This is a genomic window from Paraburkholderia sp. MM6662-R1 (assembly GCF_050436245.1).
In the GTDB taxonomy this organism is placed as follows: Bacteria; Pseudomonadota; Gammaproteobacteria; order Burkholderiales; family Burkholderiaceae; genus Paraburkholderia; species Paraburkholderia tuberum.
The window spans coordinates 79274-104233 of sequence record NZ_JBNDLV010000001.1 but is presented as its reverse complement, the minus strand read 5'-3'; the positions used below and the strand labels follow the sequence as shown (position 1 = coordinate 104233).

Sequence of the window (24960 nt, the reverse complement as noted above, 5' to 3'; positions counted from 1 at the left end):
GTTTGGGAAGGTGACGTGCTGAATTTGTCGCCCTTGGGCTACAAAAATCGGCAACGATACATAAAATGTAGCCTTGGAGACACAAATGCGAATAACCTTGTTGTGTCTCTTGGGCTACAATAAATGTCAAATACATTGCGTTTGACGCCCTGAGGCTACAAATGACCACCCTCGCCGATGTCTCGGACATGCTGAAAGCCGTGCGACGCGACAGCAAACTATCGCAGGAAGAACTTGGGCGCCGCGCGGGCGTGGCCCGCACGACCGTCGCGCGGATGGAAACCCTCGCCAGGAACGATATGAGCGTGTCCGTGCTGGTGCGCCTGCTCGAGGTTGCCGGTTACGACCTCAAGTTCGTCGCGCATGGACATGGCCGCACGCTGGAAGACATCCTCGCTGAACAGCGCAGCCCGGACGCGCAGCCGTGAAGCTCGACGTTCAGGTGCTAGGCAAGAACGTTGCCACGCTGTTTCGCGAGCGCGACGACTATGTCCTCAAATATCACGGCGATGCGAGCGCGGCCGACTTCGTTAGCCTGACGATGCCGGTGCGCGAAGAGCCTTGGCGCTGGCCACGCGACCTGCATCCGTTTTTCCGGCAGAACCTGCCCGAAGGCTATCTGCTGAATCTGATCCGCGAGCAATTCGGGCCCTTGCTCGACGGAACCGATCTGTCACTGCTCGCCGTCGTGGGCTCGATGGGGATCGGCCGGGTCACCGTGACGCCCGAAGGCGTGGCGCCGGGCACCGAACTCCAGGCGCTCGACGTCCAGCACATCCTGCACGGCGACAACACCGCCGAACATTTCGCGCAACTCGTCCGTGAATACGCGCGAGCGGCCATTTCGGGCGTCGTGCCGAAGTTCATCGCGCCGCAGGCGCAGTCTGCCGCATCGACACCGTTGCAGCTCGGTAAGCCGACGATTCGAACGAGCCGTCACATCGTCAAAGGTTCGGACGACAACACGCCCTTTCTCGGTTTCAACGAGTTCCATTCGATGCGGGTGCTGGAGCGGCTGGGGGTGGCGCCCGTTGCACGCACGCGGATGTCGGACGATGGCAGGGCGCTCGTCGTCGAGCGCTTCGATGTCGACGCGCAGGGACTGCCGGCGTATGGCGTCGAAGACTTGTGCGGTCTGCTCGGCTTGCCGCCGCACGAAAAATACCATTCGACGAGCGAGAAAATGCTCAACGCGGCAAGAGCGTATCTGCTCGATCGCGACACCATGCGGATGCAACTCCAGCAGCTCGGCTGGCATTTGCTGACGAACTACGTCGTGCGCAATGCGGACTGCCACACCAAGAACGTCGCACTGTTCTATACCTCGGTCGACGATGTTGCGTTCACGCCCGTCTACGATGTCGTGACGACCCAGGCTTATCCGCGCTTCGCAGCCAATCCGCCCGGGCTGCCTGTCGACGGCCGCAAAACCTGGGCAGCCGGTAAAACGCTGGAACGATTTTTCAACACACGCATGGGCATCGCCCCGCGGCAATATGCGCAGATGGTTGAAGCGCTGTGCGACTCCGCTGTCGACGTCGGCCACGAGTTGATCGAAGCAGCGCGCAACGAACCGCAGTGGCGTGCGCTCGCCAAGCAGATGCTGCATGCATGGGACGACGGCATGACATCGCTGCGCTCGCCGAAGAAAAGCCTGCAATTCAGGGGGCTCAAGCCGGCTATCGAAGCAGCGGGATTTTCGGCGCCGGAGCCGCCCGAGCGGTCAAGGGAAGTCATTGGGCATTCGCCGCTGCTTGGCAGGCGCAAGTGATCGCCATCCATGCAAAAAAGCCCACGACGTAACGCACGTCGCGGGCCTGTTCTTCGAACCACAACGCTGCCGGCGACCCGGCAGCTGCATCGCCATCAAACCGCCACCGCGCTCAGCGCATCTTCCGTGAGCCACAGCGACTCCACCAGATCCTGCTCGTTCAGATTGAGCCCCTCGCCGCCACGATCGACGACGATAAAGTCGCTCGTCTCGCCCAATGCGATCAGCGGATGGTGCCACACGCCTTTCGCGTAGTTGACGCCCTGCCAGCCAGTGGTGACGAACGCGCGGATCCGCGTCGTGTCGAGTTCGCCCGCGGGCGCGACGACGACCAGATACGGCTTGTCGTTGAGCGGCACGAACGCCTGGCTGCCAAGCGGATGACGCTCGAGCATCTTCACTTCGAACGGCAGCGTGCGCGGCTGGCCACGAAACAGATTGACGAGCGTGCGGCCGTGCTCGTCGGCCACGTCGACTTTCGCGAGGTCGTGATAGCGGATCGTCGTGCCGAGGTTGATCGGAATCTGCTTCGCGCCTTCGAGTTCGATCACGTCGCCGAATGCGGCGAACGCCGCTTTCGTCAGCGCTTCGATGGCGAGCGTTTTCATTCGAGCGTACCCCACAGACGCAGACGCGACACGCCACCGTCCGGATAGATGTTGAAGCGCACATGCGTAACGGGCCCGAGCGCCGCGATCTCGCTCTCGAAGAAATGCTGCTCGTCCATCTGCAGTTTCTGTTCGCCGAGCAGCACCGGCCAGAACATCGCCTGCGTGACGAGCGAGCTGTCGGTCCCGCCCTTCACGTACGCGGCCTGGATCGAGCAGCGATCCGGATAATTGCCCTTGAAGTGCGCGGTGTCGACTTCGATCTTGCGGATCACGCCCGGCTGCGCGAGCGCGATGATCGCCCAGTCGTTGCCCGGCTCGCGACGACGACGCGTTTCCCAGCCGTCGCCCATATTCACGCCGCGACCCGGCATCAGCAGCGTCGAGGCCGCGCCGAAGTGCTGGTTGTTCGCGCCGACCAGATACGCGCCGTTTTCCATCGCCGCGAGATCGAACTGCTCGGTGCGGCTCGCGCCGGCCCAGTCGACCTGCGGCTGACCGTAAACACGCAGACGCGCGATGCCGCCGTCCGGATAGATGTTCACGCGCAGATGCGTATACGCGCTCGCGTCGCCGACTTCGAGGTAGTGGTGGCTATTGCCCTGCAACGTGGTCGACGGCACGATCTCGGTCCATTGCGTCGCCTGATCCGGCTCGCCATCCGCAACGCGCGCCGCTTCCACCGACGCCGCCGGCGGGAAGTTGCCGGTGAAGTGGCTCGTGTCGAGGTCGAGTCCCTTGATCACGCCGGGCCGCGCGAGCTTGACGATGCACCAGTCGTAGCCGGTCGTGCGCTTGCGACGCGTTTCCCAGCCGTCCATCCACTTGCCGTTGTCGTCGTACTTGCCCGGAATGAAGACGGCCGGTTCCGGATTCAGCATGCGGTCCTTCGGCGCGAAGAATTCGTCGCTGGCCTCGAGCGCCTGCGCGCCCAGACGCGGGTCCGCCAGGTTCACGTAACGGCGCGTGAATTCCGGTGCGTTGGGGTCGAGAATCGGAAGTGCCATCTTTGTCGTCCTTGAGATCGATTGGTGCGGGAAAAACGTTACGGCTCGCTGCGTGACGCAATGCGCGTCACGCGCCGATCAGGTCGTCGAGCCGCAAACGTGCAATGCGATAGATCTGATCGAGGCTCGCGCGCAGTTCGTCGGCGCGGCTGTTGTTCACGCGCGATTCGAAGTCCGCGATGATGCCGTGGCGGTCGTAGCCGCGCACCGCGAGAATGAACGGAAAACCGAATTTCTCGCGATACGCGTGATTGAGCGCATGCAGCTTGTCGAACTCTTCCTGCGTGCATTGCGCGAGACCCGCGCCGCTTTGCTCGCGCGTCGACTCGGCGGTCAGCTCGCCGCGCACCGCGGCCTTGCCGGCCAGCTCCGGGTGCGCGCTGATCAGCGCGAGCTGCTTGTCCTCGCCAGACGTTTCGACGATCTGCGACATCCTGCGATGCAGCTCGTCGATGCTCGCGAACGGCCGCTCCCGCGCCGCGACTTCGGCGATCCACGGCGAGTGCTCGAAGACGCCCGACAGCGCCGCGACGAACGCGTCGGTCGAGATCCTGTTGAGTTGGTCCAGGGTGTATTGCATCGCCTTCATGCCGCAGCCTCGCGGTTGTCTTGCTGGTAAGGATGAGTTTCGTGCCAGTGCCGGGCGATATCGACGCGCCGCGACACCCACACGCGATCGTGCTGCTCGATGTGGTCGAGAAAGCGCTGCAGCGCCCGGAAACGCCCCGGCCGCCCGAGCAGCCGGCAGTGCATGCCGATCGACAGCATCTTCGGCACTTCGTCGCCCTCTTCGTACAGCACATCGAATGCGTCGCGCAGGTAGGTGAAGAAGTGGTCCGCGGTGTTGAAGCCTTGCGGGGTGGCGAAGCGCATGTCGTTGGTGTCGAGCGTGTACGGCACGATCAGTTGCGGCACGGTCTTGCCGCCCGCCACCTCGACGTCCATCCAGAACGGCAGGTCGTCGCCGTAGTAATCGGAGTCGTACAGGAAGCCGCCATATTCGGCGACCAGCCGATGGGTATTCGGACTGTCGCGGCCGGTGTACCAGCCGAGCGGCCGCACGCCGGTCACGCGCTCGATCGCCTCCACGCCGAGGCGCATGTGCTGCGCCTCCTCCTCCGGCGACATGTCCTGATAGTGAATCCAGCGATAGCCGTGGCACGCGATCTCATGTCCGAGTTCGACGAACGCCCGCGCAACTTCTGGATGCCGTTCGATCGCCATGCCGACGCCGAACACCGTCAGCGGCAGGTCGCGCCTTTCGAATTCGCGCAGAATGCGCCACACGCCCGCGCGCGAGCCGTATTCGTAGATCGACTCCATGCTCATGTGCCGCGCCGGATACGCCGCCGCGCCCACGATCTCCGACAGGAACTGCTCGGAACCGGGATCGCCGTGCAGCACGCAGTTTTCGCCGCCCTCTTCGTAATTGAGGACGAATTGCACCGCAACGCGCGCTCGCCCCGGCCAGTTCGGATGCACCGGGTGGCGGCCGTAGCCGATCAGATCGCGTGGGTAGTTCGGGTCGAGTGGCATGGTTTGACGGATGCGTAGTGACGGGACCAGGAATGCGCGTGAACGCGGTTCGAAACCCCTCGGCAACGGTGCGGGGTTCACACGTGTAGCCACGCAACAGGCGGCTTCGGCGGCTGCGGAAACCGCAGCGCCGAGTTGACCCAGTGTAGCGAAAACACCCCGGTGCGCCCATACAGCCGGGCAGATAGTGCGTGTTACAGCGAGTGTATGTGCGTGTCCGCCGACTCGGCGTTTACCCGCAGCGGACCGGGGCTGAACGACGCGAGCGCGCCGTCGTAGCGCTTCGCGAGCGGCCGCGCGTAGTCGCCGCGCTTGGCCGTCGCGAGACGCAGCGTCACCAGCGCCTCGGTCCATTTGACGGCCGCCGTCACGCCTTCGATCACCGGCGCGCCGAGCGCATCCTCGATCTCCGCGCACAGTTCGGCCATGCCCGCGCAGCCGAGCACGATCGCGTCCGAGCCGTCCTCGGCGAGCGCGCGCCGGCATTCGTCGAGGATGATGCGGCGCGCCGCCGAGCCCGGCTGGTCGAGATCGAGCACGGCGACGTCGGTCGCACGCACGTTGCGGCAGAAGCGCTTCATGCCGTAGCGCTCGGCCAGATGCCAGGCCATGCCGCAGGTGCGCGCGAGCGTCGTCACGACCGAAAAGCCCGGCGCGAGCACGCTCGCCGCGTGCATCGCCGCCTCGGCGATGCCGATCACCGGGCCGCGCGCCAACTCGCGGGCCGCATAGAGACCGGGGTCGCCGAAGCACGCGATCACGTAGCCGTCACAGCCGTCCCGTTCGCCCGCCTCCACGTCGGCGAGCAGACCGGGCGTGGCGAGCGCTTCGTCGTAATAGCCCTCGATCGACGGCGGCCCCATCGTCGGATTGACGGCGATCACTTCGGTGCCGGGCGCGGCGACGTCGCGCGCGCAGCGCCCCATCGCCTCGGTCATGCGGCGCGTCGTGTTCGGATTGATCAGTTTGATACGCATGGCGACTCCTGTTCGACTCGTTATTGCAGCGACGAAAGCCCGTGAAACTCAGCGTGCGAGCATCCGGTAAAACAGCATGCCGAGTCCCGCGCCGATGAACCACGAGAAATTCGCGCAGCCGTCGAGCCCCGGCACCATCACGCAGATCACCGCGATCAGCGCGGCCGGCAGCAACGCGGCCACCGCGCGATAGTTGACGCCGTTGCGATACCAGTACGAGCCGCTCGGCGCGACCGTGTACAGATCGTCGAGCACGATCTTCTGACGCTTGACGAGGTAGAAGTCGACGATCAGGACGCCGTACAAAGGCCCGATGAAGCTGCCGAGCACGTCGAGCGTGTAGTGGATCACGGCCGGATTGTTGAACAGGTTCCACGGCGTGATGAACACCGACGCGACCGCCGCGAGCATGCCGCCCGCGCGCCAGCTGATCAGACGCGGTGCAACGTTCGAGAAGTCGAAGGCCGGCGACACGAAGTTCGCGACGATGTTGATGCCGATCGTCGCGATCGTGAAGGTCAGCGCGCCGAGAATCACGGCCATCGGATAGTCGATGCGGCCCACCGTCTCGACCGGGTCCGTGATCAGTTCGCCGAACACCGGCAGCGTGGCCGCGGTCGTGATCACCGTGACGAGCGAGAACGCGAGGAAGTTGACCGGCAGGCCCCAGAAGTTGCCGCGCTTGACGCTGCGAAAGCTCCTGCCGTAGCGCGAGAAGTCACCGAAATTCAGCATCGGTCCGGAGAAGTACGACACCACCAGCGAGATCGCCGTGATCATCACCGGTACCACTTCCATGCCGTGATATTTGACGCCGCCGAGGTTGATGCCGATGTTGCGCCAACCCGCGCGATACACCATGTAGCCGGCGAGAATGAACATCACGACGTAGACGGCTGGCCCGGCGAAGTCGATGAACTTCTTGATGGTCTCCATGCCGTGCCAGAACACCAGCGCCTGCAGTACCCACAGCAGCATGAAGCCCGCCCAGCCGAGCGTCGACAGACCGAGCAGGCCATGCCGATGCACGTCCGCGTACGGCAGCAGTTGCGGCACGAACTTCAGCACGACGATCACGAGCGCGCTCGACGCGAGATAGGTCTGGATGCCATACCACGCGACCGCGATCAGGCCGCGGATCACTGCGGGGACATTCGCGCCGAGCACGCCGAAGGTCGCGCGGCACGCGACCGGATACGGCACGCCGTTCAGCTGGCTCGGCTTCGCGATCAGGTTGCACAGCACGTTCACTAGCGTGATGCCGATCAGCAGCGACACCAGCACCTGCCAGCTCGTCAGGCCGAGCGCGAACAGACTCCCCGCGAATACATAGCCACCCACGCTATGCACGTCCGACATCCAGAACGCGAAGATGTTGTACGCGCTCCAGTTCTGCGCGCGCAGCGGCGCGAGGTCCTTGTTGTAGAGCCGCTCGCTGTAGCCGGCCGGCATCGACGGATCGGTTTGAGCCGTACCGTCCGGATAGTTGGAGATGGGGTGACTGCCTGGCGCTGCACTGAACTGAGCCATGATTCCTCCTTTGGATAGGGACCGTCGAAAGAGCATCGACGGACATTGCATCGGCCATGCCAGTTGCTCGCTTCTCGTCCCGCATGGGTCGAAGAAGTCGGCGTCGTGGTCCCGGACCGTGCCGCGCGTGTCTCCGTACTGACGTACTTGTGGTTGTCGCATCGCCAACCGCCGCGGCTTTCCGGCGATGCGTCGCTACCCGAGCTCCGTCGTGTCGCGACGGACGTGCATGTTCAGGCCCGCGGCGCTCACGCGAGGCCGCCTGGCCGTGCATCTATCGGTTCAGTTCAATTCAGTGCGGCGCGCACCACGAACGGGCGCTCGCCTGCTGCTTGCCTCAGCCTGGGGTGGAGTCGGCTTCGGCTGTCTAGGTGGATGCTTCTTTCGACGCAAGCGCGCCGAATACTTCATGCAGATCCGCTGCCCCGCGCGCGGGGCGCTCCAGCATCTTCAACTCGACGCTTTGCAGATGGCGCGACATCAGCGCGGCCGCCTGCTTCGCATCGCCGGCGTCGAGCGCGGCGAGAATCGCTTCGTGGTCCTCGAACGAGCACGGGCTGCGTCCGAGCGATTCGTACAGCGCGGAAATCAGCGTGGAACGCGCGACCAGCCCGTTCAGGCAATCGCACAACACTGAGTTGCCGGTCAGGTTCGCGAGCTCCGTATGAAACTCGCCCGACAAGCGGATCCATGCCGGAAAATCCCGCGTTTCGAATGCCCTGCGTTCCCGGCCGATCATGCCGCCGATGTTCTTCAGACGCCGCATGCCGTGTCCGCTACAGATCTTTTCGACGACGGCCAGCTCGATGATGCGGCGCATTTCGAACACCTCGTGCACCTCCTGCAACGACGGACTCGCGACGAACGCGCCACGATTCGGCTCGAGATCGACGAGGCGCTCACTCGCCAGCTGCGACAGCGCCTGGCGGATGGGGCCGCGCTTCACACCGAATACTTCGCATAGCTGAGCTTCGGTGAGCTTCGCGCCGGGTGCCAGCCGGTGCTCGAGGATCGCCGCGCGGATGCGCTCGGCGATTGCTTCGGGCTTCGAACTGTTCGCGACGGATTCGGGGTCGGACATGGTTGGCGTCTCGGTATGTTGGTCATCATAGGACGGACACAAATATTGTCAACAATTTTTGCGTCGATCTTCGACAGTTTTTGTGCTGCGTTGCGTCATCAGGAGCCCTGTGATCCGAGCTGCGCGGCTGTCTGGCGGGAATCTTACCCGGTTTTTATAATGCCAAGACGACTACTGGCAGCCAGGTTTTGTCAACAAAAACTGAAAACATTGGTGACGGGTGTGGGAGGTGGTGAGTGTGGAAATACTGACAGTTAGTTGCGTTACTGACGCAATAAAAAGCGGGCGATCCGCCCGCCTCCGCCCCGCCCACGACGGCTTCAGCCAATGCTCGGATAGCCCGACGCCGTCAGCCTGAAGCCATGCGCATTGGCGACCAGATGCGCGTCCGCGCCGACCGGCAGCGTCACCATGTTATGAACGTGCCCGAACTGCAGCCCCGTCACGACAGGAATGCCGATCAGCGAGCGCACTTGCTCGACCATCGCGTGCAGGTCGTAGCCGTTGTCGTAGTCGTACGGCTTGCCGCCCGAGAAATCACCGAGCACGAGCGCCTTCTGCTGCGCAAGGATGCCGGCCAGATGCAGTTGATAGATCATCCGCTCGATGCGGAACGGCTGCTCGTTGACGTCCTCGACGAACAGGATGCCGCCCCGCACCGGCGGCATGTACGGCGTGCCGACAAGCGACGCCACCACCGCCAGATTGCCGCCCCACAGCGTGCCCGTTACGTCGACGCTCTGCGCTTGCGGCGTGTCGCTCGCGACCGTGATGGTCGGCTGCGTCAACGCCGACCAGAAATGCCGCATCGTGAATTCGCTGAGCTGCTCGGCGCCGAAATCACTCATCAGCATCGGGCCGCCGAAGGTCTTCAAGCCGGCGCGCGCGAGCAGCGCCAGTTGGATCGCGGTGAAGTCGCTGTGACCGACCAGCGCTATCGGCTGATCGGCGAGCCGCCGCTGCAGCCCCTCGTAGTCGAGACCGTGCAGAATCCGCACCGCGCCGTAGCCGCCGCGCACGGCCAACACGACATCGGGCAGCTCACGCGATGGATCGGCGAGCCGGTTCAGATCGGCCGCGCGCTCGCCGTCGGTGCCCGCGAAGCGTTGGTAGCGGCGCTTCGCGGCCTCCTCGCCGTCGACTCGATGCCCCTGCGCACGCAGCCGATGCAGCGCGCGATGCAGCACCTCCGGATCATGCGGATAGCCGGATGGCGCAATCAGTTCGATGGTGCGAGATGCGGTCATGGCGAGACCCGTTGGGCGTTGTTGTTTTAGAGCGGCGTGGTTGGGGGCGGTTCGCTGCTGGAGGGTGTGGCGGTGTCCACGGCCGCTTCGGCGGTTTCGCCGCGCGCCGCCGCACGGGCTGCGCGACCCGTCCGACGCCGCTCGGCAAAAAACGACCTGAGCGCGGCACCGCATTCGGCTTCGAGGACGCCGCCGCTGACCGTCGTGTGATGGTTCAACTGAGGATTCGCGAACGCATCGACCACGCTGCCGCACGCGCCGGTTTTTGGATCGCGCGCGCCGAACACGACACGGGCGATGCGCGCGTGCATGATCGCGCCGGCGCACATCAGGCAAGGCTCGAGCGTCACATAGAGTTCGCAACCCGGCAGACGGTAGTTTTGGAGCGACTGCGCGGCTGCGCGCAGCGCAACCATTTCGGCGTGCGCGGACGGATCATGCGCGCCGATCGGATGATTGAAGCCCGTGGCGATGACTTCGTCGCCGCGCACGAGCACCGCGCCGACCGGTACTTCGCCGGCTGCGCGCGCTTCTTCGGCGGCGGCCTGAGCGAGCGCCATGAAGCGCAGGTCGCGTTCGGAGATGATGGGAGCGTCGGAATTTCCGGGAGGGATGGCGGCAGCGGCCATCGGGTGATCAGCCGCCGGTGCGAAGACCGCGCCGATGCAAGCGCCAACGGATTTCTCACCGGCCTCGGCTTGCGCAGAAGAGCCGATCGAGGCGGCACACGGGAGCGGCTCGTTCACTGCGAACCCGCGGCGGCCACATCGACATTGCCCACGCGCTCAGAGAGACGCTCCGCGATGCGGCGGCAATATTCGCGCGGCAGGATCATCGGGCCGCCGCGCAGCGATTCGAGCGCCATATCGAGCGCGAGCATGCGCGCCTGAAGACGGCAACGGGTCGGCTGATCGCTCACGGCATTCAGCTCCGTTTGCAGATCGCGCAACGCGCGAAGCTGCTCGACGGCGGGCGGCACGAAGCCCGCATTTTTCAGAATCCGGTTGGCGACGCGCACCTCTTCCGGCACCAACGCATCGTCGTCGAGGGCTAGCGGCGCGCCCGCTCCCGGCAAGTCGTCGAACTCTCCGCGCGCGGCGGCGGCGGCAATACGCTGTTCGACAAGCGCATCAAGCAATTTCATCTGCAATCCACAACGTTGCGGCCCGAGCATTCTATCAGGGAGCGCACGGACGCTCCGTGCTCACTTGACGGCATAAAAGGCGCCGATTTGCCGGCAACCCGGCATTTGACGGTGCTTCAGCGTGGACTTAGAGGAAGTCATCAAGTCGCACAACGCGCGCGGCGCTTAACCGGCGCGGCACGCAGAGGTTCCCTCTCGTCGAATTTGACGCCGCCATGCCATTCAAACCGATCGGCCGTCCCAGTGCTCTTCCCGTCGCGGAACCGCATCCGATGTGCGCCGCGCAGCCAGTGCGAGGGGGCCAGCAAGCGTCTCGGCGGATCGGCGTGCGTAGCGCGCTGGCGGCGATTACCGCGGCCGCGCTGCTTTCCGGCTGCGGCGTTTTTTGCGGCGGCGCCGCGGCGAGCGGCGGCGCCTATGCCGGGGGCTGCGGGACGAGCGTGCCGTTCTAGCCGGCGCCTCGCGAAACAGCCGCGAATTCGTTACCGAGGTGGCCTACGCCCCTCCCTCAGCTCGGCCCCACTAACGGCCAACGCGCGAGGACGATATGTCTGGTCCGTCCCAGCAGGCTGTGCATCAGCGCAAACTCGCGCACGTTCCAGCACGCCGCCGCGGCCGTATGGCGCTCGATCCACTGCATCCCATACGCCAACGTCATGTGCGGCGTAAAACGTGCGTCGGGCTCGATGCCGTCGTCGCGCAAGCCCGCTTCGAGCGCATCGTGAAGCGCCTGCAGTCCGTGCACACCGTGCTCGCCCACCAGCACCGCCGGCCCGAGCCGCGGCCTTTTCGCGAAGCTGGCGACCGCGTCGAATTCGACCGTAAATGGCGCCATGCTGACCGCCGCGCCCGCCCGTTTCGCCGCCTCGACCACATCCGCCGGCAAGCCGCCCGCGAAATTGCCGAGATGCCTGAGCGTGACGTGCAAGCGGTTCGCCGCGAGCGGTTTGCCGCGCACGCCGCTGCGCGCGCGCGCCTCCACACAAAGCTGCTGCGCGAACTTCGCGATACCGGCCGCGGTATTGGCATCGGGATAGACCGCGAAAAAGAGCCCGTCGGTGGGCGGGGACGGCGCCTCGAGCCCGGGCAACCACAGTTGTTCAGGCATCGCGCCTCGTTCCTTCAATGATTCTTTCCGTCGATCCGCACACCGCCGCACAAGCGGCCCATTGCAGTCATGATACTGTATATTCATACAGTATGACAGGCCGTGTGCAACTGCGACGCGCTACAGATCGGCCGGCTTGCCGATGCGTTTGTACCAAAGCTCGATAAACGACTCGGCCGCCGGCGACAGCGAATGCTCGGCGCGTCGGATCAGATTCACGTCGCGTGTGACGAGCGGCGCTTCGAGCCTGCGCGCGAGCAGATCGCGATGTGGAAACGACCCGAGCAGAATGCCCGGAAAAATCGCGATGCCAAGACCGGCCTGCACCATCGAAAGCCCGGTCGTCATATAGGACACTTCGTACTCGACCGCCTTGCGCATGCCGAGCGTGAACAACGTTTCGTCGATCAACTTGCGGATGCCGCTCGTCGACTTGATGCCGATCTACGGATACTGCAGCGCATCCTTCCAGCTCACACGCCGCTTTTTCGCGAGTACCGAATCCTTGCGGCAGATCGCGCACAAGTTGTCGCGCGCGAGGCATTGCAGCGTGATGCCGTCGGGGCGCTCGCTGATCGTGCCGATGCCGAACTCGACGTCGCCTGTCAGCGTCGACGCGGTCAGGCGATCGGGCGCGGCGTCGTCGACCGAGACCTCGATATTCGGGTACAGCGCGCGATATTCGGCGAGCAGTTTCGGCACGATCGCCGCCGCGATCGACGGCGTCGCCGCGAAGCGCAGCCGACCGCGCTCGCGCCCGGCCAGCTCCTTCACGCTCGACCGGATCGACTCGAGATCACGCAGCATCCGCTCGACGGTCGGCAGGATTTCATGCGCGGTCGCGATGGGCAGCGCGCTCACGCATCTGTTCACGCATGAGGCGCTCGAGTCGTGGGCATGGCGCATTCCGTTCCTGCTTGGTCTGCTGATCGGCCCGGTCGGCTTCTATATCCGCCGCAACCTGCCCGAAACCGAGGCGTTCCAGAAGCTCGGCGCGCGTGTGAAGGTGCCGTTCTCGCGCGTCGTGATGCACTATCCGCGCGAGTTGTTCTCGACACGACGCTCGCCATCACGCGGATGATCTTCGAAGGCTTCTTCGATCAGTATCCGGATCTGAAGCTCATCGCGTCACATGCGGGCGGCGCGTTGCCTTATCTGGCGGGCCGCTTCGAGAAAGGCAACGAGATCGAGATCCCGCAACGTCGCAAGATGAAGCGCAAGCCGATCGATTATCTGCGCCATATCTACTACGACTGCATCACGTATAGCCCGGCGTCGCTCGAATTTCTCGTCTCGGTGGTCGGCGCGGATCGCGTGATGTTCGGCACCGACTGGCCGCATCAGGTGTACGACATTCGCGGCGCGTTCGCCAACACCGCGCGTCTGCCGAAGGAGCAATGCGACGCGATCCGCGGCAACAACGCGCGGCGGGTCTTCGGGTTCTGACGCGAGTCGCGGCGGCAGCTACCTGCCGGGAACCGTCAGCTGGTCGCCACCTACGCGGCGCTGCTCGACGAGCTGATCGCGCGAGCGCCGCGGTAGTCGTCGCGCGCGGTGCAAGGGCGAGGTGTCGTTGCGAGAACAATTGCCAGCGTATTCCGGCGCATCAGGTCCTCCGATCGTGCCGGTACGTGCGGGACGTCCAATCACGCCCACCCGATCGTCAATCAGCCGGCTGGAGCCTTGTAAGAACGGCGTTTCCGCCTGGTCACGCGGCGTCGATACCGTCAGTCATACCGAAATTCTGGCTCGGCAGTTAATGGCTTCCATTGCACGGCATTGGACAATCGGCACCCGCTCCGTTTAAAAAGCCAGCAAGACCGAGCATCTGAAGCCGATCCGATACCGTCGTCGATACCGTGAGCGAACCCCTGCGCGGGCGCCCACGTACACCGCCAGAAACACCGTGAGACTCATTCCAGAGCGGAGCCTTGCAAAATTGGGATGACAGTCGGAGTAGGATACTGGCCTTTTGAGCCAAAGTTCGGCGATCTCCTCAGGGGTGCCGAACCCGTCATCTCGCACCGATGCCCCTCGACTACCCTACCCTCGATGCGCTGCGCACGCGCCATCCCGCTTGGCGCCTGTTACGCTCCGACCACGCGCCGCTCGCCGTCAGCTTCCTGCACCGCGTGTTCGTCGCGCCAAACGTGCGCGTGGTGGCGGCTCCGCTTCTTGCCGAAGCACTCGAAGATGAGCTTTACGCGTTGCGCGAACAACTCGGCGATGACGCCTTCCCGAAGCCGGCGCTCGAGTATCTGAACGACTGGGCCAGCCCTGAAAAGGGATGGTTGCGCAAGTACTATCGCCAAGGTTCCGATGAACCGCAATTCGACCTGACGCCCGCCACGGAGAAAGCGATCGCGTGGCTCGGCACGCTGACGGAACGCAGCTTTGTCGGCACGGAATCGAGGCTCTTGACACTTTTCGAGCTGCTGCGGCAGATGGGCGAAGGCAGCGAGGCGGACCCCGAAAAGCGTCTTGCCGAGCTCCACACGCGGCGCGGCCAGATCGACGAAGAAATCGCCCGCGTGGAGGCCGGTGACGTTCGGCTGCTCGACGATGCCGCGCTCAAGGACCGCTTTCAGCAATTCATGCAGATGGCGCGCGACCTGCTCACGGATTTCCGTGAAGTCGAACAAAACTTTCGGCTGCTGGACCGACATGTGCGCGAGCGAATCGCGCTCTGGGAAGGATCGAAGGGTGCGCTCATCGAGGAAATCATGGGCGAGCGCGACGCGATCGCCGATTCGGACCAGGGCAGCAGCTTCCGGGCGTTTTGGGACTTCCTGATGTCGAGCCGCCGTCAAGAGGAACTCTCGAAACGGCTCGAGCGCGTGCTGGCGCTGCCGGCGGTCATGGAAATGAGGCCCGACGCGCGCACGCAGCGCGTCCACTATGACTGGCTGGAAGCCGGCGAGCATACGCAGCGCACGGTAGCTCAGCTCTCGCAGCAGCTTCGACGCTTCCTCGACGATCAAGCGTGGCTCGAAAACCGCCGCATCATGGACATTCTGCGCGGTATCGAAACGAAAGCGCTTGCGCTGCGCGAAGCGCCCCCACCAGGCTCCGTCATGGAGATCGAGACCGCATCCACTGACATCGAGCTGCCGATGGAACGCCCGCTTTACGCGCCGGCGCTGCGCCCTCTCATTGCCAACGTCTCAATCGAAACCGGTGAGGCGAACCTCGATGCCTCGGCACTCTACATGCAGATCGTCGTCGATCGCGCGCGCCTCGCAGGCCATATCCGCCGATGCCTGCAAGATCGGGCGCAAGTGACGCTTGCCGAACTGACCGCTTCGCAGCCTCTCGAGCATGGGCTCGCCGAGCTCGTCGCCTATTTGCAACTGAGCGCCGAAGCTGGATCATTTCGCGCGACCGTCGACGAGACCATTTCCGATACGATCGAGTGGCAGGCGAACGACGCCAACGGAACACCAATCATTAAGCGCACGACGATGCCGCGTGTGATTTTCACAAGGTAGAGATGACGGAAGAACAGCAAGCCTCGTCGCCTGGTCGAGGCGATTTGTCGACAGTTGCCATCGCGCTGCTCAAGGGCGTGGTTTATCGTGATGGAAACGAGCGCCTCTGGGCCGCACTGCTCGAATTGCAGACGCACGCGCGCGACTACGTCGCCGTGCTTGGCCTCGAGCTCGTCGTGGACGAGGCGGAAGGCTACGCCTTCGTAAAAAGCCGCGCCGCGCATGACGCTGAAGTCGATGGGGAACAGGCTAAGCTACCCCGGCTCGTTGCCCGGCGTCCACTCTCGTTCCCCGTGAGCCTGCTGCTCGCGCTGCTGCGAAAGAAGCTGGCGGAATGGGATGCTGGCGGCGGCGACACGCGGCTCGTCCTTGCGCGCGAGGACATCGTCGAGCTCGTACGCGTATTCCTTCCCGCGAGCACCAACGAGGCGCGCCTGGTCGATCAAATCGATACGCACGTGAACAAGATCGTCGAGCTCGGCTTCCTACGCCGGATGAAGACCACGAGCGGACCGCCCACATTCGAGGTGCGGCGCATTCTCAAGGCGTTCGTCGATGCGCAATGGCTGCTCGATTTCGACGCGCGGCTCGCGAGCTATCGGGCGCACCACCTTCAAGATTCGACGGTTTCTGACCAACAGGAGAGTCGCGATGAATGAGCCGCGTACGCTCGGCCTCGATTTTGCCGTCGACGACGCCCTGACGGGCTTTCGCCTCGAGCGGCTCGAGGTTTTCAATTGGGGAACCTTCGACCAACGAGTCTGGGTGCTGCGGGTCGATGGCCGCAACGGCCTGCTGACAGGAGACATCGGCTCCGGCAAGTCGACGCTCGTCGACGCCATCACCACCCTCCTCGTGCCCGCGCAGCGCATCGCCTACAACAAGGCGGCAGGCGCGGACAGCAAGGAACGTACGTTACGCTCGTATGTGCTTGGCTACTACAAGTCGGAGCGCAACGAGGTCACGGGGACGGCCAGGCCCGTGAGCCTGCGCGACCATAACAGCTATTCGGTGATTTTGGGCGTGTTTCGTAACGCCGGGTACGATGCCACAGTCACACTCGCGCAGGTGTTCTGGATGAAAGACGCACAGGCTCAACCCGCGCGATTCTTCGTCTGTGCCGAACGCGATCTCTCGATCGCCGCTGACTTCTCGCGCTTCGGCACCGACATCGCCCAGCTGCGCAAAAAGCTGCGCGGGCTGGGTGCCGAAATCGAGGACACATTTCCGAAATACAGCGCCTGGTTCCGGCGGCGCTTCGGAATCGAAAACGAGCAAGCGCTCGAGCTCTTCCATCAAACGGTATCGATGAAATCGGTGGGCAATCTCACCGACTTCGTACGCAGCCACATGCTTGAGCCGTTCGACGTTGCACCGCGCGTCGACGCACTGATCACTCACTTCGACGATCTGAATCGCGCGCACGAGGCGGTACTGAAAGCCAAGCGCCAGGTGGAACTGCTGACACCGCTCGTCGACGACTGCGATCGCCACAGCGAGCAAGGACACGTTCTCGAAGGCTGGCGAGCGTGCCGTGAAGCACTGAAACCCTACTTCGCCGGGCTCAAGCTCGGCCTCATCGAGCGCCGCCTCCAATTGCTCGACGAGGATCACGCGCGTGCAATATCACGCAAGGCGCGGCACGAAGAAGCGCGCGACCAGGCGCGCCAGCGCGTGGACGATTTGCGCCGCGCCGTGGCCGAACAAGGCGGCGATCGCATCGCGCAACTCGAGGTCGAAATCCGCCAGCACGAGCGAGAAAGCGCGCGTCGCCGCGAACGCGCGCAACGCTATGCCGCCATCGTTACGCTGCTCGGCGAAACCGAGGCCACGGATGAGGCCGCATTCGCTTCCCAACGCCAACGTCTGGCCGAGCGGCGCAGCTCGCTCGTCGACGACGAAGCGCAAGGGCAAAATGCGATTACCGAATGGAGCGTGGCCTTTCGCGAAGGGAAAGCGCAGCGTGATCTGCTAGAGGACGAAATCGCGAGCCTGAAAGCTCGACGTAACAACATCCCGAAGGAACAAGTCGCGATGCGGGCGAGCTTATGCTCGGCGCTCGGTCTGGAGGAAGACGCCCTGCCGTTCGCCGGCGAACTCATTCAGGTGCAAGAGGATGCGCGCGATTGGGAGGGCGCCGCCGAGCGCGTCCTGCGCAACTTCGGCCTGTCGCTGCTCGTGCCCGACGAGCACTATGCGAACGTCGCGGCGTGGGTCGATCGCACTCATCTCCGGGGGCGGCTCGTCTACTTTCGCGTGCGTTCTGAACGCGCCGCGCGTGCAGCCGAGGCCGTCGAGCTACACCGCCACTCGCTCGCGCACAAGCTCGCGATCAAGCCCGATTCGCTGTTCTATGGCTGGCTCGAGCGCGAAATCGGCCGCCGGTTCGACTATGCATGCTGCGATACGCAGGAGCAGTTTCGGCGCGAGATGCGCGCGATCACGCGTGCGGGCCAGGCGAAAGCGCTTGGCGAGCGCCACGAAAAAGACGACCGCCGCGCGCTTGACGATCGCAGCCGCTACGTGCTGGGTTGGAGCAACACGGCCAAAATTGCCGCCCTCGAAGCACAACGGCGAGCGCTCGAGGTTCGGCTTGGTGAGATCGGACAGAAGCTTGGAGAAGCTCAAAGCGAGCACGCGAAGGTGCGCGAGCAGCTCGAAGCGCTTGCGCGCATCGGCGAGTTCGTCGACTTCCGCGACATCGACTGGGGAAGCTGCGCGACCGCGATCGCACGTCTGGCAGACGAAAAAGCCCGCCTCGAAGCGGCAAGCGACGCCCTCGCGGAGCTAACGGCCCAATTGGACTCGGCGCAAGCGTCGTTGACAGAGAGTGAAGCGGCGATCTCGGAAACCGACTCGGAACTGGGCGGTATCCTGGCCAGGCGGGAGGCAGCGCAAACGTTGCGCGACGAGACGCACGCGCTCGTTGCGCAAGTGAATGCCGAACTTGCCGAGCGAATCGAGGCGCTGCGAGCGGAGATTCTCGGCGAACACCAGCTTTCCGTCGAGTCATGCGACAACCGCGAGCGGGACGTGCGAGAGGCGTTGACAACCCGTATCGACAACGAAACGAAGTCGCTCGGCCGCCTTGCCGAAAAAATCGTCAAGGCCATGGCGGCCTTCAAGGATGCCTACAAGCTCGAAACGGCCGACTTCGACGCGAGCCTCGACGCCACCTCAGAGTACCGTGACATGCTCGCGCGGCTGCAAGCGGACGATCTGCCGCGCTTCGAAGCGCGTTTCAAAGAGCTGCTCAACGTCAATACGATCAACGAGATCGCCAACTTCCACGCCCAGCTCGCCCGCGAACGGCAAACGATCAAGGAACGTATCGAACGCATCAACGAATCGTTGCGACAAATCGACTACAACGCGGGCCGATACATCGTGCTCGAGAGTCAGTCCAGCCCCGACGCGGAGATCCGCGAATTCCAGAGCGACCTGCGTGCTTGCACCGAGGGCGAACTCACCGGCTCGGACGATAGCCAATACTCGGAGACCAAGTTCCTGCAAGTCAAACGGATCATTGACCGCTTCCGCGGCCGCGAAGGGTTGACCGAGCAGGACCGGCGCTGGCGCGCCAAAGTGACCGACGTGCGCAACTGGTTTCTGTTCGCCGCCAGCGAGCGTTGGCGTGAGGACGACAGCGAATACGAGCACTATTCGGACTCGGGCGGTAAATCGGGCGGCCAGAAGGAAAAGCTCGCCTATACGATCCTTGCCGCGAGTCTCGCCTATCAGTTCGGCCTCGAATGGGGCGCCGTGCGTTCTCGATCGTTCCGCTTCGTCGTCATCGACGAGGCGTTTGGACGAGGCTCCGACGAATCGGCGCAATACGGTCTCACATTGTTTCAAAAACTGAACCTGCAACTGCTGATCGTCACGCCGCTGCAGAAGATTCACATCATCGAGCCGTTCGTTTCGAGCGTCGGATTCGTTCAGAACGAGGGCGGACGCGCCTCGAAGCTGCGCAACCTGTCGATCGAGGAGTACCGCGCGCGCAAGGCGGAGTTCGAGCAATGAATTGGACGACGACCGCCGAACTGCGCGTTCGCCTCCAGCGCCTATGGGAGCGTGGCGAATGGCTGCGGAGCCTCGTAGACGGCACCGAGGGGCTGTTCCCGCTACGTCTGACGATAAAAGGCCCGAGCTCGTCCGAATTGGCCGAACGCTTCGACGCGGTACGCGCATGGATCGCGGAGATTGCCGCGACACCGCGCGTACGCATCGAATGGCGAGAAATCAATCATCGAATTCTCGGCCTGCAGCGTTTGCCACAAGCAGCTTGGGTGGACAGTCTGGACGATGCGCTCGCGGTCGCCGGCAAGCGCCGCGACGCAGCGCAGTTCGAGCGGCTGCTCGAAATCACACGCTCCCGCCAGCCGAAGCTCACCACGTGGCTTGCGCAGCGCCCGTTGCAAGCACTCGAATTCGCAGGCGATTGGGAACGACTGCTGGCAGTCGTCGATTGGCTGCAAGCACATCCGCAGCCGGGCGTATATCTTCGCCAAGCCGAAATCGCCAACGTCGACACGAAATTCATCGAGGCGCGGCGCGGCGTCCTCGCCCAATGGCTCGATCTCGTGCTGCCGTCGGAGTCAATCGACAGCAGCCGGACAGCCGCCGCCCAATTCGCTGCTCGCTACGGGTTCCGCGAGAAGCCGCCTCGGATTCGATTTCGCGCGCTCGATGACAGGCTCGCCGTTCTGCCCGGCATGGGCCGGCCCGACATCGCACTCGACGCTGACAGCTTCGCGCGCCTCACACTGCCATGCCGCCACGTGTTCATTACGGAAAACGAGATAAATTTTTTGGCGTTTCCCGACGTTCCGCAGTCGATCGTGCTCTTCGGGGCGGGCTACGGTTGGGAAGCTCTCGAGCCGGCGCGATGGCTCACGGACTGTGCGCTCCACTACTGGGGCGACATCGACACGCACGGCTTCGCCATTCTCGATCAATTGCGCAGCCGGTTCCCGCATGTTGGATCGTTCTTGATGGACCGCGCGACGCTGGTGGCGCATGAAGCGTTCTGGGGAGAAGAAGGCGATCAGGTCACGCGCGATCTGCCGCGGCTCACTGCCAAAGAGCGGGAACTCTTCGATGACCTCCGCGACAACCGGATTCGCCATGGATTGCGGCTCGAGCAGGAGCGCGTGGGATTCGGGTGGGTCAGGGCGGCGCTCGAAGAGCGGGCTTGCGCTTAGAACTTCCCATCTCACCGCCAGGTACAACTCGAATACGACTCGAAGCAGGCCGCCTCGAAGATGCCTGCCCCAACTCCCACGTTCAGCGACTTTAGTTTGCGCTGCCGTTGCGCAGCAGAGCATCCGAGATCGTCGACAGCACCTCAGCCAGTCGTCTTGCCGTCTCGGGAGATGGCAGCGGCAACCTGAGACTTCGCGCGCCCGTCACGGCATCGCGCTCGACCCACGGGTGTGCGGCAACCGCGCCATCGCCCGGCTCATTCAACGCCGACGCCAGCGCCGCGCCGAACTGCAGCAACCCTGACCACGGTTCGAAGGACGCGCCTGGTTGCGCTGTATCGATGGTCGAAGCTTGAGGCCGCTCTCCGGTACCGGCGAGGTCGGTTTCCACGACGCTCGCGTCACGCGCCGCGTCGCCGGACACGACTGCGCCGCTCGCGGCTTCCTCCGCCGCGGCCATGACCTCGCTCTCTCCCATGCGCCCCGCGACGTTTTCGACATCCTTCATGAAGCGGGTCAGGCGCGAACCACCGAGCAGAATTTCGCTGGCGCCGCCATCGAGGATGCCTTCCGCCAGCGAGCGCTTGAAAGCCAGCACCGACAGCATGCCCTCCTCGATCGTTCCCTTCGCGATGTAATTGACGACTTGTACCGGCTTTTTCTGGCCCAACCGATAGATGCGCGCGATGCGCTGTTCCAGCACCGCCGGGTTCCACGGCAGATCCATGTTCACGAGCGTCGACGCGTGCTGGAGGTTGAGCCCCGTGCTACCTGCGTCCGTCGACAGAAATACCCGACAGTCCGAATCGTCCCGGAAGCGCTGCACCAGCGCGGGCCGATTTTCCGACGGCACGCCGCCATGGAAGCTGACGTAGCCGATGCCGAGCTTCTTGAGCCGGCGAATGACTATCTCGTGCGTGCGCGTCCATTGACTGAACACCACGACTTTCTCGTCCGGCTGCGTGAAAAGCGACTCGAACAACGTCGCCAGCTCGTCGGCCTTCACGCCATGATCGGTTTCCTGGTCCAGCAGATAGGTGCTGTTGCACGACATGCGCATGTTCTGCAAAGCACAGGTGAGGCGCCGCTGGTCCTGATCCGACAGAAACCTGGTGTTACGCCAGCGCCGGACGATTTTGGCCACGATGTCCGCGTTTTCCGTGTGATACGCCATCTGCAGCTCGGTCATGGGCACCAGCAGATTCTGGTCGGTGCGCCCGGGCAACTGCAGCAGCACCTCGGACTTGCGACGCCGTATCATGATCGGTGCCAGGGTCTGGCTGATCTTCTCGAGGCCCGTGTATCCCGTCACGCGTCCCGCCTCGTCCTTGACCTGATGTTCGTGCAGCAGCTTCCACGTGGGCCCAAGACGGTGCTGGTCGACGAATTGAACGATGGAAACGAGTTCTTCCAGCTTGTTTTCGAGAGGCGTTCCCGTCAGCACGACGGCATAGGGGCTGTCGATTCGCTTGAGAGCCTTCGCCGCAATGGTGTTCCAGTTCTTGATGCGCTGCGCCTCGTCGACGATGACCAGCTCCGGCGCCCACGCGGAAATCATGTCAAGGTCCGATTTCAGCTTTTCATAGTTGGTGATCTTGTAGAGATCCTGGGCCGCATATTCGCCCCGCCTCTGGGCAAGGCCGCCCGCGACTACCCTCGAAGCGTGGCCGGAGAACCGCGTGATCTCGCTCTGCCACTGATACTTGAGCGAAGTCGGGCAAATCACCAGCACTTTCGATACGCCAAAATGCCGGATCAGGATTTCCGCCGCCGCGACGGCCTGCACCGTCTTGCCGAGGCCCATTTCGTCACCGATCAAGGCGCGCCCGGCGCGCACGGCGAACAATGCGCCTTCGGCCTGGTACGGATAGAGCGGCACCTTGAGCAGCTTCTTCAGCGAGGGCGTCGCCCCGCCTTGCGGAAACTGCCCGTCGAGCATCCTGGCACGGCGCGCCGCATCGTTTCGGCCAGCGATGAAGTCGAGCGCGTCGTCATGGGCGCGCAGTTCGTGCCCGGCCTTCGCCACCCTGGAGAGAAAGCGCCCGAGATCTTCGAAACGGTCCTCCGGCAGATGCCATCGCCGAGACTCGTCGAACAAAGCGGCGGCCGCTTTGGCTACCTTTGCCGGACAATCCGCGCCGGCGCGAAAATGGACCGCTCGCCCTCCCTCGTTTCGCAAATACAGCTCCGAGAATGCGGGCTGATAACCACGGGCGAAGGCCGCCTTTGCGCCTCGCTTGCGCAGCAGTCGCGACAAGGTAAATTCTATGTGCTTGCAGGTGCCGAGTTCGTTGGTGGCGTAATCGGGACAGTCGCAAAAGTTGTCGCCCGGGCAGGCCCCACGAATCGACACGCGATAGCTGAAGTTCGACTCCGGATTGCCGACGCGGAATTCGGAGAAATACGTCTCCGTCCCGAGATTCTCCAGCGAGAACGCTTGCTCTTGCCCGAATTGCCGACGCAAGGCGCGCTGCCAGTCGGCGGGCGACATGTGATCGGGGGCGTGGATGCGGGAAAGCTTCGAGGATCGACGTGACTTGGTGGAAGAGTGTTTGCTAGTCATGACTTGACGTGATATTTGCGCGACCGACCCGCTCCAAAAATGCGAAGTCCAGCGGGTCTCGGATTGCCTCCCACGTGGGCAGATCCAGTCAAGTCAATCCGCCAACGGCTGAATCCGCCCCCCGGATCGAGTCCGTAAGGCGTCCTTGATTGCCTACCGGCTCGGTAAAAAAGAGGCCACACAGTATATCCCGGGCCTTCGTCCTCCATCGCCCGCAGATTCGACACACAAGGTGGCACTCAGCACCGGCATTACCACATTCTCGGGCAATAGTTTCGGCACGTAGCTCTACCCCATAGCGTTATACATAAGTCCTTAGCCGAGCCCGTCGCGGAGCGCGCGTAGCGTGTCAGCGGCAGCGAGTACCTGATCGAGCCCTCGCCAGATGGTCTTGGCACCCGGTTCACCGTCGCTCTTTCGGCCGAGGAAACCACCGATTTGCGCAATCAGCCGCACGACCTCATTCACAGTGGGCGTCGGCGTCGGCATCTTCTTTTTGGCCAGCAGGTGGGCGCCACGAATTTCGTCCGGATCGAAGAACAAGGCGGCATCCAGATCCGGACAGGTCCGGCCTTTGCGCATCAGATACGTCACACGCCATGCCACTACCAGGAAAAGGCCAGCGCACGCTCGATCCGGTCGACAGCGGCCAATTGCAGGGTCTCGACTTCGCAGCCGTTCTTGAGCACATGGAAATAGATTTCGATTTCCCATCGGGCCCGGTACCAATTGATCAGTTCGACCGCGTCTTCCTGGGTTGCGACGGCTCGGTTGGTCAGCAAACGCCACTCAATCGGCTTGATGCCAGCGGGCGCCCCCACTTCGCGTGCGATTACGCAGTGAACCTTGAGCTTGCCGCGTTCGCCGTCCACTATCTCGACTTCGCGAGCCCACAGTTGCTGGCGTACGGTGCGGCTCTTCTGAGTCTCGCGGGCGCCGGTCATGAAGGTGATTTCACCCAAGGGCTCAGCGCTGGTTGTACTCGCCCACAGCCTGGCGCCGTCACCGCCGGGCAGGCAGCGGTCATGTTGGGCGCGCACCAGCCAGTCCGCTGGCGTGCCCAGTTCGTGCGCCCGGCGCATCATTTCCACCATGTCCGCCTCGCGGTCGGCCACGTACACCAGTCGCGTGTGCGGCATGTCCGGCGCCATTTCCGCCACGCGCTCGTAGCCTTCGATCCAGCGCGTGCTTTCTTTCGGCCCAGGACGTACACCATCGGCGTCAAGCTCCTCGCGCGCCCACATCCATGCATCGAGCACGCCCAGCGGTTCGCGTTCGGTCGTCACCGCATAGGTCGGGTGCAAGTACAGCCCGCGCCTTGCTTCGTAGTTCAACGGCCCCAGACCGTCGATGTCCTGGCCGTTAAAATCAAGCTCGGTGGTGTCCTGGATGCACAGCACGACCGACTGGCTGCGCATGCGTTCCTGCGTGCTCGCCCAATGCGGCTCCAGGATGGCTTCCCAGGCCACATCCGTATTGCGCAAAAATCGGTACGCCGCGCACGTCTCGCTCCAGCTATCGCCCGCCTGGGGGATACTGGCCGTCGGATTGGCCGCAAGTCGTTCCATCAATTTCTTTGCCCTCCTGTCCAGGCGGGCGTCGCCAAGGTCCAGCCCCGCAAATTCCTGCTCGATCCACTGCTGTGCCGCCTTCGTCACCGCGTCCGCCCAAATTACGAGAGTAGACGCGATCCGGC

The 24960-nt window shown here is 63.7% G+C and carries 19 protein-coding genes and 2 pseudogenes; 7 read left to right on the top strand and 14 right to left on the bottom strand.

Annotated elements, in window-relative coordinates; all coding sequences use genetic code 11:
• Window positions 1-161 precede the first annotated feature (161 nt).
• A complete protein-coding gene (locus OKW39_RS00425; protein ID WP_090800516.1) occupies window positions 162-428 on the top strand; it encodes a helix-turn-helix domain-containing protein in 267 nt (88 codons plus the stop codon).
• Window positions 425-1771 (top strand): type II toxin-antitoxin system HipA family toxin, encoded by a 1347-nt coding sequence (locus OKW39_RS00420; RefSeq protein WP_429360910.1) that lies wholly within the window; start codon window positions 425-427, stop codon window positions 1769-1771. The genes OKW39_RS00425 and OKW39_RS00420 overlap by 4 nt, the downstream gene beginning before the upstream one ends.
• A 95-nt stretch (window positions 1772-1866) precedes the next feature.
• On the opposite strand, the gene OKW39_RS00415 is transcribed toward OKW39_RS00420, so the two are convergent.
• The 12 genes and pseudogenes from OKW39_RS00415 to OKW39_RS00360 all read right to left on the bottom strand — a co-directional run bounded on the left by OKW39_RS00415 (window position 1867) and on the right by OKW39_RS00360 (window position 12816).
• The gene (locus tag OKW39_RS00415; RefSeq protein WP_429360909.1) at window positions 1867-2379 is read right to left on the bottom strand and encodes an ureidoglycolate lyase; all 513 of its coding nucleotides are present in this window, start codon (window positions 2377-2379) and stop codon (window positions 1867-1869) included.
• Entirely contained in the window at window positions 2376-3386 is a 1011-nt protein-coding gene (gene alc, locus OKW39_RS00410; RefSeq protein ID WP_429334748.1) for an allantoicase, read from the bottom strand. The genes OKW39_RS00415 and alc overlap by 4 nt, the downstream gene beginning before the upstream one ends.
• Before the next feature lie 67 nt (window positions 3387-3453).
• Window positions 3454-3975 carry a 2-oxo-4-hydroxy-4-carboxy-5-ureidoimidazoline decarboxylase gene (gene uraD, locus OKW39_RS00405; RefSeq protein WP_429561798.1) on the bottom strand — a complete coding sequence of 174 codons (522 nt, stop codon included), beginning with the start codon at window positions 3973-3975 and terminating at the stop codon, window positions 3454-3456.
• Entirely contained in the window at window positions 3972-4922 is a 951-nt protein-coding gene (puuE, locus tag OKW39_RS00400) for an allantoinase PuuE (protein WP_429561797.1), read from the bottom strand. The genes uraD and puuE overlap by 4 nt, the downstream gene beginning before the upstream one ends.
• A gap of 194 nt (window positions 4923-5116) precedes the next feature.
• Complete coding sequence (locus OKW39_RS00395) at window positions 5117-5899, bottom strand: aspartate/glutamate racemase family protein (RefSeq protein ID WP_429334751.1); 783 nt, start codon at window positions 5897-5899, stop codon at window positions 5117-5119.
• Between the two features lie 48 nt (window positions 5900-5947).
• Window positions 5948-7429 carry an NCS1 family nucleobase:cation symporter-1 gene (locus OKW39_RS00390; RefSeq protein WP_090800526.1) on the bottom strand — a complete coding sequence of 494 codons (1482 nt, stop codon included), beginning with the start codon at window positions 7427-7429 and terminating at the stop codon, window positions 5948-5950.
• Window positions 7430-7796: 367 nt separating this feature from the next.
• Complete coding sequence (locus OKW39_RS00385) at window positions 7797-8510, bottom strand: GntR family transcriptional regulator (RefSeq protein ID WP_429334753.1); 714 nt, start codon at window positions 8508-8510, stop codon at window positions 7797-7799.
• 320 nt (window positions 8511-8830) lie between these two features.
• Window positions 8831-9757 (bottom strand): muramoyltetrapeptide carboxypeptidase, encoded by a 927-nt coding sequence (ldcA, locus tag OKW39_RS00380; RefSeq protein ID WP_187610496.1) that lies wholly within the window; start codon window positions 9755-9757, stop codon window positions 8831-8833.
• A 26-nt stretch (window positions 9758-9783) separates the two neighbouring features.
• Window positions 9784-10503 carry a tRNA adenosine(34) deaminase TadA gene (tadA, locus tag OKW39_RS00375; protein ID WP_429561796.1) on the bottom strand — a complete coding sequence of 240 codons (720 nt, stop codon included), beginning with the start codon at window positions 10501-10503 and terminating at the stop codon, window positions 9784-9786.
• Window positions 10500-10901, bottom strand: a complete 402-nt coding sequence (locus OKW39_RS00370; RefSeq protein ID WP_187630389.1) for a DnaJ family domain-containing protein — start codon at window positions 10899-10901, stop codon at window positions 10500-10502. Before OKW39_RS00370 ends, tadA begins: the two co-directional genes overlap by 4 nt.
• A gap of 508 nt (window positions 10902-11409) precedes the next feature.
• Window positions 11410-12009: a 2'-5' RNA ligase family protein gene (locus OKW39_RS00365; protein WP_429561795.1), complete on the bottom strand. Its 600-nt coding sequence runs from the start codon at window positions 12007-12009 to the stop codon at window positions 11410-11412.
• Window positions 12010-12129: 120 nt separating this feature from the next.
• Window positions 12130-12816 (bottom strand): annotated as a pseudogene (locus OKW39_RS00360) (LysR substrate-binding domain-containing protein).
• 90 nt (window positions 12817-12906) lie between these two features.
• Here OKW39_RS00360 and OKW39_RS00355 point away from each other — a divergent pair.
• The 5 genes from OKW39_RS00355 to OKW39_RS00335 all read left to right on the top strand — a co-directional run bounded on the left by OKW39_RS00355 (window position 12907) and on the right by OKW39_RS00335 (window position 20701).
• Window positions 12907-13455 (top strand): amidohydrolase family protein, encoded by a 549-nt coding sequence (locus OKW39_RS00355; protein WP_429561794.1) that lies wholly within the window; start codon window positions 12907-12909, stop codon window positions 13453-13455.
• A gap of 581 nt (window positions 13456-14036) precedes the next feature.
• A complete protein-coding gene (locus OKW39_RS00350) occupies window positions 14037-15497 on the top strand; it encodes a DUF3375 domain-containing protein (protein ID WP_429561793.1) in 1461 nt (486 codons plus the stop codon).
• A 2-nt stretch (window positions 15498-15499) separates the two neighbouring features.
• Window positions 15500-16156 carry a DUF4194 domain-containing protein gene (locus OKW39_RS00345; RefSeq protein WP_090800540.1) on the top strand — a complete coding sequence of 219 codons (657 nt, stop codon included), beginning with the start codon at window positions 15500-15502 and terminating at the stop codon, window positions 16154-16156.
• Window positions 16149-19520, top strand: coding sequence for an ATP-binding protein (locus OKW39_RS00340; protein ID WP_429561792.1), 3372 nt, complete (start codon window positions 16149-16151; stop codon window positions 19518-19520). The genes OKW39_RS00345 and OKW39_RS00340 overlap by 8 nt, the downstream gene beginning before the upstream one ends.
• A complete protein-coding gene (locus tag OKW39_RS00335) occupies window positions 19517-20701 on the top strand; it encodes a Wadjet anti-phage system protein JetD domain-containing protein (protein WP_090800543.1) in 1185 nt (394 codons plus the stop codon). Before OKW39_RS00340 ends, OKW39_RS00335 begins: the two co-directional genes overlap by 4 nt.
• 91 nt (window positions 20702-20792) lie before the next feature.
• Here the strand turns inward: OKW39_RS00335 and OKW39_RS00330 are convergent, their stop codons facing one another.
• Together OKW39_RS00330 and OKW39_RS00325 are read right to left on the bottom strand one after the other, a co-directional pair.
• Window positions 20793-23264: a DEAD/DEAH box helicase gene (locus OKW39_RS00330; protein ID WP_429561791.1), complete on the bottom strand. Its 2472-nt coding sequence runs from the start codon at window positions 23262-23264 to the stop codon at window positions 20793-20795.
• Between the two features lie 315 nt (window positions 23265-23579).
• A pseudogene (locus OKW39_RS00325) lies at window positions 23580-24922 on the bottom strand (IS4 family transposase).
• Window positions 24923-24960: the final 38 nt, after the last annotated feature.